Origin of the sequence: Limnohabitans sp. Rim8, from assembly GCF_943326455.1 — a bacterium.
GTDB lineage: Bacteria > Pseudomonadota > Gammaproteobacteria > Burkholderiales > Burkholderiaceae_C > Limnohabitans_A.
Genome location: NZ_CALPTI020000013.1, coordinates 70,455 through 86,882, shown reverse-complemented (window position 1 = coordinate 86,882; position 16,428 = coordinate 70,455). Strand labels below are relative to the sequence as shown.

General features: G+C 59.3%; 16 protein-coding genes. 13 read left to right on the top strand and 3 right to left on the bottom strand.

Annotated features, from left to right (window positions below; genetic code table 11):
- Positions 1–26 precede the first annotated feature (26 nt).
- Positions 27–1,118 (top strand): redox-regulated ATPase YchF, encoded by a 1,092-nt coding sequence (ychF, locus tag Q1M54_RS10515; RefSeq protein ID WP_300557022.1) that lies wholly within the window; start codon positions 27–29, stop codon positions 1,116–1,118.
- Positions 1,119–1,190: 72 nt separating this feature from the next.
- On the opposite strand, the gene Q1M54_RS10510 is transcribed toward ychF, so the two are convergent.
- Entirely contained in the window at positions 1,191–1,871 is a 681-nt protein-coding gene (locus Q1M54_RS10510) for an FCD domain-containing protein (protein ID WP_300557015.1), read from the bottom strand.
- Between the two features lie 217 nt (positions 1,872–2,088).
- Between Q1M54_RS10510 and Q1M54_RS10505 the strand changes: the two genes are divergently transcribed.
- From Q1M54_RS10505 to Q1M54_RS10470, 8 genes are all read left to right on the top strand, one after another.
- The gene (locus tag Q1M54_RS10505) at positions 2,089–3,279 is read left to right on the top strand and encodes a CoA transferase (RefSeq protein ID WP_300557013.1); all 1,191 of its coding nucleotides are present in this window, start codon (positions 2,089–2,091) and stop codon (positions 3,277–3,279) included.
- The gene (locus Q1M54_RS10500; protein ID WP_300557011.1) at positions 3,280–4,089 is read left to right on the top strand and encodes an enoyl-CoA hydratase; all 810 of its coding nucleotides are present in this window, start codon (positions 3,280–3,282) and stop codon (positions 4,087–4,089) included.
- 7 nt (positions 4,090–4,096) lie between these two features.
- Positions 4,097–5,080 carry a zinc-binding dehydrogenase gene (locus Q1M54_RS10495; RefSeq protein ID WP_300557009.1) on the top strand — a complete coding sequence of 328 codons (984 nt, stop codon included), beginning with the start codon at positions 4,097–4,099 and terminating at the stop codon, positions 5,078–5,080.
- 48 nt (positions 5,081–5,128) lie between these two features.
- Positions 5,129–6,100: a tripartite tricarboxylate transporter substrate binding protein gene (locus Q1M54_RS10490; protein WP_300557007.1), complete on the top strand. Its 972-nt coding sequence runs from the start codon at positions 5,129–5,131 to the stop codon at positions 6,098–6,100.
- 16 nt (positions 6,101–6,116) lie between these two features.
- Positions 6,117–6,905, top strand: a complete 789-nt coding sequence (locus tag Q1M54_RS10485; RefSeq protein ID WP_300557005.1) for a class II aldolase/adducin family protein — start codon at positions 6,117–6,119, stop codon at positions 6,903–6,905.
- A gap of 35 nt (positions 6,906–6,940) precedes the next feature.
- Positions 6,941–7,915, top strand: a complete 975-nt coding sequence (locus tag Q1M54_RS10480) for a tripartite tricarboxylate transporter substrate binding protein (RefSeq protein WP_300557003.1) — start codon at positions 6,941–6,943, stop codon at positions 7,913–7,915.
- A gap of 25 nt (positions 7,916–7,940) precedes the next feature.
- The gene (locus Q1M54_RS10475) at positions 7,941–8,966 is read left to right on the top strand and encodes a D-2-hydroxyacid dehydrogenase (protein WP_300557001.1); all 1,026 of its coding nucleotides are present in this window, start codon (positions 7,941–7,943) and stop codon (positions 8,964–8,966) included.
- A gap of 127 nt (positions 8,967–9,093) precedes the next feature.
- Complete coding sequence (locus Q1M54_RS10470; protein ID WP_300556999.1) at positions 9,094–10,092, top strand: tripartite tricarboxylate transporter substrate binding protein; 999 nt, start codon at positions 9,094–9,096, stop codon at positions 10,090–10,092.
- A 33-nt stretch (positions 10,093–10,125) separates the two neighbouring features.
- Here Q1M54_RS10470 and Q1M54_RS10465 read toward each other — a convergent pair whose 3' ends face one another.
- A complete protein-coding gene (locus Q1M54_RS10465; protein WP_300556997.1) occupies positions 10,126–10,602 on the bottom strand; it encodes a YqaA family protein in 477 nt (158 codons plus the stop codon).
- Between the two features lie 186 nt (positions 10,603–10,788).
- On the opposite strand from Q1M54_RS10465, the gene dusB reads away from it, so the two are divergent.
- Genes dusB through Q1M54_RS10445 form a run of 4 tightly spaced genes read left to right on the top strand, consistent with a single transcriptional unit; the run spans position 10,789 to position 14,964 of the window.
- A complete protein-coding gene (gene dusB, locus Q1M54_RS10460) occupies positions 10,789–11,835 on the top strand; it encodes a tRNA dihydrouridine synthase DusB (protein WP_300556995.1) in 1,047 nt (348 codons plus the stop codon).
- Positions 11,832–12,071 (top strand): Fis family transcriptional regulator, encoded by a 240-nt coding sequence (locus Q1M54_RS10455; protein WP_300556993.1) that lies wholly within the window; start codon positions 11,832–11,834, stop codon positions 12,069–12,071. The genes dusB and Q1M54_RS10455 overlap by 4 nt, the downstream gene beginning before the upstream one ends.
- A 20-nt stretch (positions 12,072–12,091) precedes the next feature.
- Positions 12,092–13,693 carry a bifunctional phosphoribosylaminoimidazolecarboxamide formyltransferase/IMP cyclohydrolase gene (purH, locus tag Q1M54_RS10450; protein WP_300556991.1) on the top strand — a complete coding sequence of 534 codons (1,602 nt, stop codon included), beginning with the start codon at positions 12,092–12,094 and terminating at the stop codon, positions 13,691–13,693.
- Between the two features lie 23 nt (positions 13,694–13,716).
- Complete coding sequence (locus tag Q1M54_RS10445; RefSeq protein ID WP_300556989.1) at positions 13,717–14,964, top strand: DEAD/DEAH box helicase; 1,248 nt, start codon at positions 13,717–13,719, stop codon at positions 14,962–14,964.
- A gap of 115 nt (positions 14,965–15,079) precedes the next feature.
- Here Q1M54_RS10445 and Q1M54_RS10440 read toward each other — a convergent pair whose 3' ends face one another.
- Positions 15,080–16,399, bottom strand: coding sequence for a TRAP transporter large permease subunit (locus Q1M54_RS10440; protein WP_300556987.1), 1,320 nt, complete (start codon positions 16,397–16,399; stop codon positions 15,080–15,082).
- Positions 16,400–16,428 lie beyond the last annotated feature (29 nt).

The window sequence follows — 16,428 nt, the reverse complement described above, 5'->3', positions numbered from 1 at the left end:
TCTCCCCGAATCACCGAAAGCCTTCCATGAGCCTCAAATGCGGCATCGTGGGTCTGCCCAATGTGGGCAAATCCACCCTTTTCAACGCCCTCACCAAAGCTGGCATTGCCGCTGAGAACTACCCCTTTTGTACCATCGAGCCCAACACAGGTGTCGTTGAGGTGCCCGATCCGCGTCTTCAGCAGTTGTCCGCCATCGTCGAGCCCGAGCGCATCGTGCCTGCCATCGTCGAGTTTGTGGACATTGCTGGTTTGGTGGCCGGTGCCAGCACCGGCGAAGGCCTGGGCAACAAGTTTTTGGCCCATATTCGTGAGACCGACGCCATCGTCAATGTGGTGCGTTGCTTCGAAGACGACAACGTGATCCACGTCGCCAACAAGGTCGACCCGATCGCCGACATCGAGGTCATTCAGACCGAGTTGTGCCTGGCCGACTTGGCCGCAGTTGAAAAAGCCATCCACCGCGTGAGCAAAATCGCCCGCTCTGGCGACAAAGAAGCCGTCAAGCAAATGGCGATCTTGGAAAAGTGCCAAGCCGCGCTGAATGACACCCAGCCGGTGCGCACCATTGATTTCAGCAAAGAAGAGCGCGCCGAACTCAAGCAGTTCTTTTTCATCACGGCCAAGCCCGCCATGTTCGTGGCCAACGTGTCCGAAGACGGTTTTGAGAACAACCCCTTCCTAGACCGCCTCAAGGCCTTTGCCGCCAAACAAAACGCACCCGTAGTGGCCATTTGCGCCAAGATCGAAGCCGAGTTGTCCGAGATGGACGACGCGGACCGCCTGGAGTTCTTGAAGGAAATTGGCCAGGACGAGCCGGGCCTGAACCGCTTGATCCGATCGGCTTACGGTTTGCTGGGTCTGCAAACTTATTTCACCGCTGGCGTGAAAGAAGTGCGTGCCTGGACCATCCGCGTGGGCGATACCGGCCCACAAGCCGCAGGCGTGATCCACACCGATTTCGAAAAGGGCTATATCCGCGCCCAGACCATCGCGTTTGACGACTACATCACCTTCAAGGGCGAGCAAGGCGCCAAAGACGCAGGCAAGATGCGCGCCGAAGGCAAGGATTACGTCGTGAAAGACGGTGACGTGATGAATTTCTTGTTCAGCTCTTGAGTCTGGACTGGTCACCATCAAAAAACCGCTCCTCGGAGCGGTTTTTTGATGGTGAAGACCAATGGGTTGACTTCACAACCCCGCCAGCGGGGTGGTTCCGCCGATGTTGCTCAGCAGCCGCTCGCGCCCCTTGAGCACATGCCGCTCAGCGGTGGATTTGGCTTTGGCCTTAGAGCCCTTGACGATGGCTTCGTACAAGGTGCGGTGCTCGGCGTTGGACTGGCGCATATTGCCCGGTGCGTTGAAGTACTCGCGCCTGAACAGGTGCATCTCCTTGATGATGTCGTCGTACGCAGCTTGGGCCCGCTGGTTGTTGGCCAAGAGCAGCACCAGCGCATGGAACTTCAGGTTCAACTCGTAATAGAGGTTGGCGTTTTCGGTCTCGCAAGCCACATCCATGGCCTGCAGCAGTTGTTCAAACTGCGCTTTGTGGCTTTCTGCCACATGGTCGGTGGCGCGCTCTGCGGCAAAGCCAAACACCAAGGCCCGCAGGTCGTACAGCTCCAGCATTTCGCGCACCGACATCTGGCGCACAAACACGCCGCGGTTGAGCACGGCCGTCACCAAGCCCAAACCGGTGAGCATGCGGATCGCTTCGCGCACAGGGCCTCGGCTGGTGCCCATGCGCAGGGCCAGGGCCGCTTCGTTCAGCCGCTCACCGGGCTTGAGCTCGCCGCTGTAAATGAGTTGTTTGAGCTGGTCAGCCACAAAAACGGGCAAACCCTGCTCGGGCTTATCGGGGGCTGCGTTCATGGACAAAGCTTGGGCTGGTCAGGGGTGAGGATTGTTGAAAAAAAAGCAAACCCATGCTTCATCCTAACTGAAGATGGCCAAAATCAGGTCATTGACGTCGCGAATGTGTCAACAATTTGACCAAAGTGTTGACACTTCAGGGTCCGGCGTTCACACTTTGTGACCATCAGCAAGTGCATGCACTTGGCCCCTGTGAGTCTTTCGTTTGGAACTTCCCATGCCGCATCAACCCGCTTCCGCTGCGCTGTCGCGCTTTCGAGTGATCGACTTGACCCAAGTGCGCGCTGGCCCCACAGCCTGCCGCCAATTGGCCGACTGGGGCGCCGATGTGGTGCAGGTGCAAATGCCCGAACACATGCGCGGCGACGACACGTTGGGCGGGCAAGAGGGCTCGGATTACCAGTACACCCACCGCAACAAGCGCTCCATCACCCTCAACCTCAAAGAACCCGAAGGCATTGCCCTGCTCAAGCAGTTGATTGCCAAGGCCGATGTGGTGGTGGAAAACTTCCGTCCGGATGTGAAGTTCCGCTTGGGCATCGATTACGAGAACCTAAAGAAAGACAACCCAGGGCTGGTTTACGCCAGCATTTCGGGTTTTGGCCAGACAGGGCCCTTGGCCGCGCGGCCGGGTTTTGACCAGATCGCCCAGGGCATGGGTGGATTGATGTCGGTCACGGGCATGGCCGAGCAGGGGCCTATGCGCGTGGGCATCCCCATTGCCGACTTGTGCGCCGGCATTTTTGCGGCGCAAGGCATTTTGGTGGCCTTGTTGGAGCGTGAAAAGTCTGGCCAAGGCCAATGGCTGCACACCTCGCTGCTCGAATCCATGGTTTACATGATGGACTTCCAGACCTCGCGCTGGCTGATTGACGAAGAAGTGGCCACGCAGGCGGGCAACTTTCACCCCACCAGCATCCCCACCGGGGTTTACAAGGCGCGCGATGGCTACATGAACATCGCGGTGTTTGGCTCCAAAATCTGGGAGCGTTTTTGTAACATTTTGGAAGCACCGCAATGGGTCACCGACCCGCGTTACCACGACAAACCCAGCCGCTCGGTCAACCGCGATGCGCTGAACGCCGAGATCAACGAGCGCCTGTCGCACCGCGACCGGGCCTATTGGATTGAGCGCCTGAACGACGGCGGGGTGGCCTGTGGCCTGATCAACAGCATGGACGAAGTGTTCAACGAACCGCAAGTGCAGCACCTGAAGATGGTGAAAGACGTGGTGTCGGTGCACCAAGGTCCCCAGCGCTTGGTGGGGCAACCGGTGCAACTGGAGCGCACGCCCAGCACCATTGCCCGCGCCGCACCGCGTCGTGGCGAGCACAGCGAAGAAATTTTGGGAGAGTTGGGGCTCGATGCGCCTGCGCTCCAGCAACTCAAATCCAAAGGAGTGTTTTGAATGTCCGATATCGTCTACACCTCGCCCACCGAGCGGGTCAATACCTGGCTCGACGGCAGCACGCTGTTTATCCAGTTCAACAACGTGGCGCGGCACAACGCGCTGTCGGTCGACATGTGGGAAGCCGTGCCGGTGCTCTTGAACCAGGCCGAACACGATCCGCGTGTGCGCTTGGTGGTGTTCACCGGGGCGGGTGAAAAAGCCTTTGTTTCGGGCGCCGACATTTCGCAGTTTGAAGACATGCGTGCGGCGCGTGAGGCGGTGACACGCTACGAGCACATGGCAGAGACCGCGCTCATGGGCATTTTCAACTTTCCCAAACCCACCCTGGCTTGCATACGTGGCTTTTGCATCGGTGGCGGCATCAATGTGGCGATCAGTTGTGACATGCGCATCGCCGCCAGCGACGCGGTGTTCTCTGTACCAGCGGCCCGCTTGGGCTTGGGCTACCGTTATTCGGCCATGAAAAACTTGGTGGACCTGATCGGCCCTGGTGCGGCCAAGGATCTGTTCTTTACGGCCCGCAAAATCAACGCGCAAGAGGCGCAAAGCCTGGGCTTGGTCACGCGGGTTTGTGCTCCTGAGGCCTTGCCCGAATTGCTGGCCGAATACACCTCTGCACTGGCGGCCAACGCACCCCTGACCATTCAGGCGGCCAAGGCCATCACCCGCGAAATCCTCAAGCCCTCGCCCGAAATGGATCTGGACTTGTGCACCCAACTCATACGAGGTTGCTTTGACAGCGCCGACTACGCCGAAGGCCGCAAGGCCTTCATGGAAAAACGCAAACCCGTCTTCAAAGGCGAATGAGGTCCCCATGAAATCGTATTGGATGAACATCAGCGAAGGCCAAGGCAGCATGGTGCTGCGCGAGGTGGACATGCCTGTGCCCGGCCCAGGCCAAGTGCTGGTCAAGCTGCACGCGGCTGCTCTGAACCGGGGCGAATTGATCATTGGTCACGGCTTGCATGGCAAAGGCGGCAGCAAGCCCGCAGGCATGGAAGGGGCTGGGCAGATCGTTCAACTGGGCACCGAGACCGGTGCCTGGCAGTTGGGCGATCGCGTCATGGGCCGTTGCCCGGGCGCTTTTTCTGAGTACGCCTTGATGGATGTGCGCGAGATCATGCGCGTGCCGGACAACTTGTCGTTGGAGCAAGCCGCCTCCATCCCACTCACATTTTTGGTGACCTATGACCTTTTGGTCTTGCAAGGCCACTTGAAAGCCGATCAATGGCTGCTGATCAATGGCGTGTCTTCGGGCGTGGGCGTGGCCAGTTTGCAAATGGCCAAGGTGTTGGGTGCCCAAGTCATCGGCACTTCGGGTTCACAGGCCAAACTGGACCAATTGAAGCCGCTGGGGCTGGATGTGGGCCTGTGCACCCGCACGGCCGATTTCCACCCGGCCGTGCTGCAAGCCACCGACCAAAAAGGGGCCAACTTGGTGGTGAACACCGTGGGTGGCAGCGTCTTTGCCGAGAGCATGCGCTGCATGGCTTTTCAGGGGCGTTTGGGTTTTGTGGGCTATGTCGACAACACGCTCAATGCCACCATCGACTTGGAAGCCCTGCACGCCAAACGCCTGTGTTTGTATGGCGTGTCGAACAAAAACCGCACGCCGGCCCAACGCGCCGACGGCATCGCGCAATTCGTGGCGCAAATTTTGCCGGCGTTTGCCGATGGGCGCATCCAACCCCTGTTGGACCAGGTGTTTGACTTTGACCAACTGGACCAAGCCAAAACCCACATGGAGAGCAACCAACACACTGGCAAGATTGTGCTGCGCATTGCCAGCGCTGTTTGAGCCGATTTCACATCGCCCGAGACTTTTTAAAACGAAGGAGACACCACCATGAACAAAAGAAACCTGATTTCCGCTTTGGTCCTTTCTTGCTTCGGCCTGGGTGTGCAAGCCCAAGGCGCAGCCTATCCCAACAAACCCATTCGTCTGGTGGTCGGTTTTGCACCCGGCGGTGCAGCCGACTATGTGGCCCGCGCCATCAGCGACGCGATGGGCAAAGCCATTGGGCAGAGCATCATTGTGGAAAACCGTGCGGGTGCCGGCTCCAGCATTGCGGCCGAAAACGTGGCCAAGGCCGCGCCCGATGGCTACAGCATTTTGCTGGCCAGCCCCAGCAGCATCTCGGTCAATCCCGCCCTCAACCCCAAGCTGAATTACACGCCCAAAGACTTGGTGCCCATCACCAAGGTCACCACATCGCCTTTGGTGATTGCGGTCAACCCGAACATTGGCGTCAACTCGGTGCAAGACCTGATCGCGCGTGCCAAGCAGGCACCGGGAAAGATCAACTACGCCACCTCGGGCAACGGTTCTGCGCCCCATTTGGGCGCAGCTTTGTTCACCCAATTGACCGGTGTGGACATGGTGCACATTCCGTTTCGCGGTGGCGCGCCCGCCATCCAGTCGGTGATCGCGGGCGACACCCAAGTGACCTTCGGCACCCCACCTTCGGTCTTGCCCATGATCCAAGCGGGTCGCTTGAAAGGCCTGGCCGTCAGCACGCGCAACAGCTCGGCCTTGGTCCCCGGTTTGCCGGGCATGCAAGAGGCCCGGCTGCCCGAGTACGCGATCGAGTTTTGGTACGGTTTGTTTGTGCCCGTGGGCACACCGCCAGCGGTCATGAAACGCATCTTTGATGCCGCGCAATCGGCCATGGCCCAGCCCTCTGTGAAAGCCGCATTGGCCCGCGAAGGGACTGATGTGTCGGTTTCCACCACGCCCGATCAATTCGCGGCGTTTTTGACCGAAGATGCGAAGTTCTGGGTCAATTTGGTCAAGAGTGCTGACGTGAAACTCGACTGAGTCTCAAGGAGTTGTCATGGTTGAAAATGGATTTTTGAAAATCGAATCGATGCAATCGCGCTGCACCCCTGCAGAGTGGCAAGCTCGGGTGGATTTGGCCGCTTGCTACCGCTTGGTGGCCCTCTACGGCATGTCGGACATGATGGCCAACCACATCTCGGCGCGTGTGCCCGGCGAAGACGGTGCCTTTCTCATCAACGCCTACGGCATGATGTACGAAGAGATCACCGCCTCCAGCCTCATCAAAATTGACCATGACGGCAACATCCTCTCCAAGCCCGATTTTGGTGACCTGAATTACGGCATCAACAAAGCCGGTTACGTGATCCACAGCGCGGTGCATGAAGCGCGCCCCGAGGTGGACTGCGTCATCCACACCCACAGCTGGGCTTCCATGGCGGTGTCTTCGCTCGAATGCGGTTTGTTGCCCATCACCCAGACTTCGATGCGCTTTCTCAAGATCGGTTACCACGACTACCAAGGCGTGGTGCTCGATTTGGCCGAGCAGGCCTCGCTGGTGCAAGACCTGGGGCAGGGCGAGGCACTCATTTTGCGCAACCATGGCGCCCTGACCGTTGGGCGGAGTGTGGGCGAAGCCTTCAATTGGATGCACCGCCTGGAACTGTCGTGCCACGCCCAACTCGCGGCCATGGCCTGCAACACACCGTTTGTCAAAGTCGCGCCCGATGTGCTGGAAGAAACTTGGAACAACTACCAGCCCAGCACCCGCAGGCCTTACGGCTTGATGGAGTGGCCAGCCTTGCTGCGCAAACTCGATCGCACAGACCCCAGCTACAAAACCTGAACCCCTTGCTTGTTGAGCATCACCGAAAGACCCGCATGAAATCACCTTCTCTTTGGCTGGCTGCCAGCCTTTCTGCGCTCACCATGGCCATGCCCTCTTGGGCGCAAGCTCAGGCCTATCCGCAAAAACCGGTCAAAGTGGTGGTGGCCTTCACGGCTGGAGGCACCACCGACATCTTGGCGCGCACGGTGACGCAGCAGCTGTCCGAAAAACTCAAGCAGCCCTTTGTGATCGACAACAAACCCGGCGCGGGTGGCAATTTGGGTACCGAGTTGGTGGTCCGCTCTGCACCAGACGGGTACACCTTGATCGTCAATTCTGTGGGTCCCATTGCGGTCAACCCAACGCTGTACGGCAAGCTGCCCTACAACCCCTTGACCGATCTGGTGCCGATTGTTCAGATCGCAGATGTCCCCAATGTGTTGGTCATCCACCCCTCGGTACCCGCCAACACCATGGAAGAGCTGATCGCCTATGCCAAGGCCAATCCGGGCAAGCTCAATTACGGTTCAACCGGCATTGGGACCTCGTCCCACTTGTCCAGTTTCATGCTGTCCAAGCGGGTGGGTTTTGAGGCGACCCACATTCCCTACAAAGGAGCCGATGCGCTGAAAGACTTGTTGGCCGGTCGGATCCAGTTCATGTTTGTCACCATCCCGTCGGTCATGACGCACATCACGGCGGGCAAGCTCAAACCGATTGCCGTCAGTTCACTCAAGCGCTCGCGCTCCATGCCCGAGGTGCCCACGGTGGTCGAAAAAGGTTTCCCTCAGTTTGAAGCCGGTTCTTGGTTTGGCTTTTTTGCACCCAAGGGCACGCCAGAGGCCGTGATCAGCATGGTCAACAAAGCCGTCAATGAGATCTTGCAAGTGCCCGCCATCGAGCAACAAATGATCGCCCAGGGCGCAGACCCTGCTGGCGGTACGCCGGCCCAGTTTGGTCAATTTGTTCAGCGTGAACACGACAAGTGGCGCGTCATTGTTCGCGACTCGGGCGCCAAAGCCGAGTGACCCAGCGCACAATTGAGCTTCACCCATGAGCAAGCCCTTGCGCATCCTCATGTCCCAGCAGTCCATGGACCGCTTGGGCGCATCGGTTTCGGCAGCGATGGGTGAGCATCCCTATGCACTGATCACACTAGAAACCGCAGTGGGCGCTCAGCGCACCGATGCCGATGTGGCCTTCATCTCGCGCGAGGTCACAGGCACCTCGACCAAGCACGAAATCCATCCGGCTTTGCAACAGGTCTACACCTTGCTGCGCCAGTCGCCTGCTTTGCGATGGGTACACATCCATTCGGCGGGAGCAGACCGCCAGATTTACCTTGACCTGATGGCCAAGGGCATCCAAGTTTGCACCTCATCCGGGGCCAATGCGCAAGTGGTGGCCACCGTGGCTTTGGCGGGCATGTTGGCCTTGGCTCGGCGCTTTCCGCTGTTGTGGGCCGAGCAGCAACAGCGACAATGGATTCCCATGATGGGTGAGCGCATGCCACGCGACTTGCCGGGTCAAACGGCCACGATCGTCGGCTGGGGCCCTATTGGTCAAAAGCTGGGCAGCTTGCTCCAGGCCCTGGGGGTGAACGTGGTGGCCGTGCGTCAGCAAGCGCAGGCCAAGTCCTTAGCCCAGTCCACTGCCCAACCAGATGCCACAAGCCTTCAAATGGTCACGTTCGAGGAATGGCAGCAGGTGTTGCCCCAAACCGATTGGTTGGTCTTGGCCTGCCCCTTGACCTCCAAAACCCGCCAATTGGTCAACGCCCAAGCCTTGGCCTTGATGCCCCCTGGCGCACACTTGGTCAACGTGGCGCGTGGCGAGGTGGTGGACGAACCGGCTTTGGTGGCGGCATTGCAAAGCGGGCAATTGGGCGGTGCCTTTTTGGATGTATTTGCGCACGAACCCTTGCCGAAAGATTCCCCTTTGTGGGCCATGCCCCAAGTCATGGTCACCCCGCATGCTGCTGGCCACTCGGATGGCAATGAAACTCGGGTGGCAAAGATGTTTTTGGACAATTTGAGCCGCTGGGTCAAGGGGCAACCTCTGCGCAACGCGGTGGGCTGAACCCTATTAGACCGCCCGGTTTGGGGGGCAAGGTTTTCCCGGGTGGCGTGGCACTTGATTTCTTCCCATAATCGATTTGTTCGATTATTCAGCCTATTTGTCCATTCATAAACTCGGAGATTTCTGTATGACCCACCGTCACGACCCACGCCGCCGACAGCTTGGCCTTGCCGCCGTGTCGGGTCTTGCCCTTGGCGCCTTTGGCACCGCACAGGCGCAAACCCCTGCCTGGCCCGCTGCCAAACCCATTCGCATGATCGTGAATTTCCCGGCCGGCGGATCGCCCGATTTGGTGGCCCGTGCCGTGTCCAACACCGTGTCCCAAGCCTTGGGTCAACAAATTGTGGTGGACAACCGCGGTGGTGCCGGTGGCATCATTGGCTCCGATTTGGCTGCCAAGAGCGCGCCCGACGGTTACACCTTTTTGTGCAGCTCGGGCAGCGGCGCGGCCATCGTGCCTTATGTCACGCCCAAGATGCCTTTTGACCACGACAAGGACCTGATCCCGGTCGCTTCCGGTGCGCGTTTGCAGTTGTTCTTGGTGGTCCGCAGCGACGCCCCTTACAAGACTTATGCCGAATTCATCGCTTACGCCAAGCGCAACCCCGGTAAGATGAGCTACGGCTCGCCCGGCAACGGCACCAGCCCGCACATCGCGGGTGAAATGCTCAAGTCGCAAGCAGGTATTTTTACCCTGCACATCCCTTACCGCGGATCTGCCGCGGCCTTGCAAGACCTGCTGGGCGGCAATGTGGATTATTTGATGGACCCCGGCATCGCTTTCTCGCATGTGCGCTCAGGTCGTCTGCGTTTGTTGGCGGTCACATCGCCCCAGCGCTTGTCCATGTTCCCCGATGCACCGACCCTCAATGAGCTGGGTCTCAAGAATTTCGACGCTGGCACATCGCATGGTTTCTGGGCGCCTGCGGGCACGCCAGCGGCCATCGTTGAGCGCATGAACCGTGAAATCAACCGTGCCCTCATGGTGCCCAGTGCCGTTGAAGCCATCAAAGGCATTGGTGCCGAACCCACGCCGATGTCAGCTGCCGAGTTTGGCGCGCTCACCAAGGCCGACGCTCGCCGTTTTGCGCAGATCATCAAAGAGCGCAAGATCGTCCAAGACTGAGGGAGACCTGGGCTGCGGGGTTCTGGGCCAAGCTTAAAACTGGCCGGGAAACACCCACAGCAGCAAGGCTGTCATCACCAGGTAACGGAAAAATTTGCCAATGGCCATGTACAGCGTGCATGGCCAAAACGGCAGTTTCAGCCAACCGGCCACAGCGCACAAGGGGTCACCAACGCCAGGCAGCCAGCTCAGCAAGCAGGCTTTGGGCCCCAGTTTTTCCAACCAAACCAGTGCCCGGGCGTGACTGCTTGAGTCGCGCCAGCGGCTGACGGCGTGCCGTGTGCCCCAGCCCATCCACCAGCTGAGCATGCCGCCCAAGGTGTTGCCCACCGTGGCCACCAAAATGGCGGGCCAAAAAAGGTCGAGGTTGAGTTTGACCAAACCAAACACCGCGGGCTCAGAGCCCATGGGCAGCAAAGTGGCCGACACAAAAGCCACCACAAACACGGTGCTCAGACCGTGCTGGGGCAGGGCCAGCCATTGCATGATGTTGTTGAGCCAAATGTCCATGCAACGAGTGTAGCGGTGGCCCTCGCATCGGGCATTGCCCAACATCAATGTGGATTTTGGACGGGCTGAAGGCGGCCATGAACAGGTGCTTTGCTTAGCACATTTGATTGTCAGTTGCTGAAATATTAAGCAACTACAATCGTGCCTTCTTTTTAAGCAAACCCCATTTCACAGCTTTTACCCGTCATGCAGATTGGCCCTTACCTGTTGCCGAACAACGTGTTCGTTGCCCCCATGGCGGGGGTGACGGACCGGCCGTTTCGCCAACTGTGCAGGCAGTTTGGCGCGGGCTATGCCGTGAGCGAGATGGTGACCTCGCGGCCTGATTTGTGGGCCTCGCTCAAAACTTCGCGCCGCGCCAACCACGATGGCGAACCTGGCCCCATTGCAGTGCAAATTGCAGGCACCGAAGCGCAGATGATGGCCGACGCGGCCCGTTACAACATCGACCGGGGCGCGCAGATCATCGACATCAACATGGGTTGCCCAGCCAAAAAGGTCTGCAACAAATGGGCTGGATCGGCCCTGATGCAAGACGAGCCTTTGGCGCTGGAGATCATCAGCGCCGTGGTCGAGGCGGCTTTGCCCCATGGCGTGCCCGTCACGCTGAAAATGCGCACGGGATGGTGCGATGCCGAAAAAAATGCCCTGAATTTGGCCCGCGCCGCCGAAAGCGCTGGAGTGCAAATGGTCACCGTGCACGGCCGCACCCGCGAGCAGGGTTACAAAGGTTTGGCCGAATACGACACTGTGGCCAGCGTCAAAGCCGCTTTGCGCATCCCGGTGGTGGCCAATGGCGATGTGGATTCGCCCGAAAAAGCCCGCGATGTGCTGAAGTTCACCGGGGCTGATGCCGTGATGGTTGGCCGCGCCGCGCAAGGCAGTCCCTGGATCTTCCGCGAAATCAGCTACTTTTTGGCCACGGGCGAGCACCTGGCCTCCCCTTTGGTGGCCGAAGTGCGCCGTGCGCTGCTGGAGCACTTGCAAGACCACTATGGTCTGTATGGCGAATACACCGGCATGCGCTCGGCGCGCAAACACATCGGTTGGTATGTGCGCACGCTGCCCGGTGGCGACGCTTTTCGCGAACACATGAACACCCTGGAGAACGCAGCCGGGCAACTGGCCGCTGTGGCGGCTTATCTGGACGGCCTGGCCGAACAGATGGAGCGCCTGCCTATGCGCCAGACCCAGCGTCCTGAGGCCTGCACTGATTTAGAGACCACGCCATGAGCGAACCCCAATCCATTGAAAACTGCATCCGGGCCAATCTGGAAACCTATTTTCGCGACCTGGACGGCACCGACCCCACAGGCCTGTACGACATGCTGGTGAAGCTGGTTGAAAAGCCGCTGCTCGATGTGGTGATGAGCCAGTCGGGTCAAAACCAGTCCCGCGCGGCTGAATGGCTGGGCCTGAACCGCAATACCTTGCGCAAGAAATTGCTCGAACACGATTTGTTGAAATAAAAGTTGAAGAAAGTTTCCCCATGCGCGCCCTCATCTCTGTCTCTGACAAAACCGGCATCGTCGAACTGGCCAAAGAACTCCACGCCTTGGGCGTGGGCTTGATCTCTACCGGCGGCACCGCCAAACTGCTGGCCGACCAAGGCCTGCCTGTGACCGAAGTGGCCGAGGTCACTGGCTTCCCCGAAATGCTGGATGGCCGGGTCAAAACCCTGCATCCCAAAGTGCACGGCGGCTTGCTGGCGCGACGCGACACCCCCGAGCACATGGCTGCGTTGCAGGCGCATGGCATAGCCACCATCGATCTCTTGATCGTTAACCTCTACCCCTTTGAAGCCACCGTGGCCAAGCCCGGCTGCACATTGGCCGACGCGATCGAGAACATCGACATCGGTGGCCCCGCCATGGTGCGCTCTGCCGCCAAAAACTGGAAAGACGTGGGCATCGTGACCGACGCCAGCCAATACGCCGACGTGATCGCCGAATTGAAGGCCACACATGCTCAAGGTCAATGCAAACTCAGTGACAAGCTGCGCTTTGCCCTGTCGGTGGCCGCTTTCAACCGCATCAGCCAATACGACGGCGCGATCAGCAACTACTTGTCGAGCGTGAACTTTGAAGCCGAGAAGCTGAGCGAAACCTACGTGCCCGAGCGCGCTCAGTTCTCAGGCCAGTTCAACGAGCAATATGTCAAGGTGCAAGACTTGCGTTATGGCGAAAACAGCCACCAGCAAGCCGCTTGGTACCGCGACATCGCACCCGCTGCCGGTTCGTTGGCCACGGGCGTGCAACTGCAAGGCAAAGAGCTGAGCTACAACAACATTGCCGATGCCGATGCGGCGTGGGAGTGCGTCAAGAGCTTCGAGACCTCTGCGTGCGTCATCGTCAAACACGCCAACCCCTGCGGTGTGGCCGTGGGCGCTACGGCACTCGAGGCCTACAGCAAAGCTTTCCAAACCGACCCCACCAGCGCCTTTGGCGGCATCATCGCTTTCAACCGCCCGGTGGACAAAGCCGCGGCCGAAGCGGTGAGCAAACAGTTTGTAGAAGTGCTGATGGCTCCCGACTTCAGCGCCGAAGCCCTCGAAGTGTTCAAGAGCAAAGTCAATGTGCGTTTGATGAAAATCGCCTTGCCCGCTAACTACGGCCAAGTGCGCAACCTTTTAGAGACCAAGCGCGTCGGTTCAGGCCTGCTGCTGCAAAGCGCCGACAACCACGAGTTGGCGTTGGCCGACATGAAGATCGTCACCGTCAAACAACCCACGCCATCTGAGCTTCATGACCTGTTGTTCGCCTGGAAAGTGGCCAAGTTCGTCAAGTCCAATGCCATCGTGTTCTGTAAAGACGGCATGACCATGGGTGTGGGCGCGGGCCAAATGAGCCGCCTCGATTCAGCCCGCATCGCCAGCATCAAGGCCGAAGCCGCTAAGTTGAGCCTGCAAAATACCGTGGTCGCCAGCGACGCCTTCTTCCCCTTCCGCGATGGCCTCGACGTGGTCGTGGAGGCCGGCGCCACTTGCGTGGCCCAGCCCGGCGGCTCTATGCGTGACCAGGAAGTCATCGACGCAGCGAATGAGCACGGCGTGGCGATGGTATTCACGGGTGTGCGGCACTTTCGCCATTGATTCGCGTCATTCATAGGATTGTTTTGAACTTTGACCAACTCGGCCTGGCCCCTTCGCTCTTGCGCGCTGTGGGCGACATGGGCTTGTACGCCCCCACACCCATTCAAGCCGAGGCCATTCCAGCGGTCCTGAAATCTGCCGACGTGTGGGCCACCGCGCCCACCGGTTCGGGCAAAACACTGGCCTTTGCGCTGCCGCTCTTGCAGCATTTGCTGGCCGCACCGCGCCAGACCAATTTTCGTCGCCCGGTGCGAACGCTGGTGTTGGTGCCCACGCGCGAACTGGCGGTGCAAGTCGGTGATGTGCTGGCCCATCTGGTTGACAAGTTGCCGCAGTCGCTCAAAGTGAACACCGTGTTTGGCGGTGTGTCGGTCAACCCGCAAATGATGGCTTTGCGTGGTGGTGCCGACATCGTGGTGGCCACACCCGGACGCTTGCTCGATTTGATCGACCAGAATGCCGTGCGTTTGGCCGATGTTCAGCACCTTGTGCTGGACGAAGCCGACCGCCTGCTGGACTTGGGTTTTTCAGACGAGTTACAGCGCGTGCTGGCGCTGCTGCCTGCCAAGCGCCAAACGCTGCTGTTTTCGGCCACGTTTGCAACCGAGGTGGAAGCGCTGGCGGCCAAGCTGCTTCGCGAGCCGGTTCGCATCACCGTGGCAGCTTTTGAGGGTCACAAGCCCGACATCACCCAGCGGGCGATTGGGGTGGATGAGATAAGCCGTACCGCCTTGCTGCGCCACCTGATCACCGAAAACGGCTGGAAGCAGGTGCTGGTTTTTGTGGCCACGCGCTACGCCTGCGAGCATGTGGCGAACAAGCTCTACAAAGCCGGCGTGTTTGCCACGCCTTTCCATGGCGAGATGAGCCAAGGTGCGCGTCAAGAAGTCTTGAGCGAATTCAAAGCCGGCCGCTGGGACGTGGTGGTCACCACCGACCTGGCCTCACGCGGCATCGACATCGCCATGCTGCCCGTGGTGGTCAACTATGACCTGCCGCGCTCGGCCACCGATTACACACACCGCATCGGCCGCACGGGCAGGGCGGGTGCCCATGGCGACGCGGTGAGCTTTGTCACGGCCGCCGCGCTGGCGCACTGGCGGCTGATTCAGAAGCGAGAAAGCCTTGAACTCGCTTTGGAGCAAATTCCAGGCTTTGAGCAAACCGAAACCCCACCACCGCCTTCGCCCGGCAATGGGGGCATCAAAGGTTCACGCTTGAGCAAGAAAGACAAGTTGCGGGCGGCGGATCTGCTCAAATCGAACGATTGATCAGACAGTATGCTGTTGTCTTTATCTTTGTAGGAGCCCACCCCGTGGGCGATGGGCGTAGCACACTCCCTTGAAACCATCGCCCACGCGGGATGGGACTCCTACAAGAAGTCGATCAACCCATCCAGCCCGGCAACCAAGTGGCGATACCCGGCAACATGAAGACAGCAACCAGTAGCAACACGCTCATCGCCAAATAAGGCGTGACCGCCAAAAAAATGTGCGTCATGGTGACCGACGGTGGTGCCACACCTCGCATGGTCATGAGCAGCAGGCCATGGGGCGGCAAGAGCAGGCCCATTTGCATGCAGATGAGGAACAACACGCCAAACCACACTGGGTCGATTCCCAGGGCATTCACGATAGGCATGAAGATGGGCAGAGTGATCATCATCATGCTGACCTGGTCCACAAAAATGCCCAAAAAAATCAGAAACACCAACATGCCGATCAGGATCTGGTTGGCAGTCAATCCTTGGCCAGTGATCAACTGCACCAAACCTGAGCTGGCACCCGAAAAAGACAAAATTTGAGCGAAGGTGGTGGCCCCCAAAATGATGAACAAAATCATGCCGGAGATGCCTGCCGTGCCCTTGAGGGCTTTGAGCACCGATTCCCAACGCAGGACGCGGTAAAGCGCAGCCAGAAGCATGGTGGCAAATGCACCGAGCGCCGCGCACTCGGTGGGTGTGGCCCAACCCGCTGCCAGCGCGCCCACCACCACACCAAAAATCGACAAGGTGGGCAAAACGTAGGCAAACAGCGGTTGCCAGCGGTCCCAGCCCTGGTGTTCAACGGCATCCGTGTCGGATGGGGCCAGGTGGGGACTCAAGCGTACGCGCACAATGATCCAGGCCACAAACGCCACCGACAACAGAAGCCCGGGAACAACACCGCCGAGCAGCAGCTTGGAAATCGATATCCCCGAGAGCGAGCCCAGCAAGACCGTCAGGGCCGAAGGCGGAATCAGCATGTCGACCGCGCCAATGGCCATGATCGGACCTGTGGCCATGGTGGGGTGGTAGCCGCGTGCCAGCATCACGGGCAGCATCAGGGCCCCCAGCATGGCCGTGGTGGCAATCGTGGAGCCCGAGATGGCTGAAAACACCGTGCCCGCTACCACAGCGACTACCGCCAGCCGTCCGGGCACGCGAACGATCAAACGCTCCACCCCGTCGATCACCTTCACGGCCAAACCGGTGTGGAACAAAATTTCTCCCATCAGCACAAAAAGCGGAATGGGCGTGAGCGCAAAGGCCGTGACCGAACTCACACTGTTGCGCACCAGTTGCACCAGACCCGGCTCGCCACCCATGTAGAGCACGGCCCCGATGATGTTGACACCCAAGAAAGTAAGGGCCACGGGCATGCCCATGAACAGCAGCAAGGTGGAGCCGCCCAACATCAACCAGGCTGCGATTGGCCAACTGCTCATGCGCCGACTCCAGACGAGAAAAATAAAAA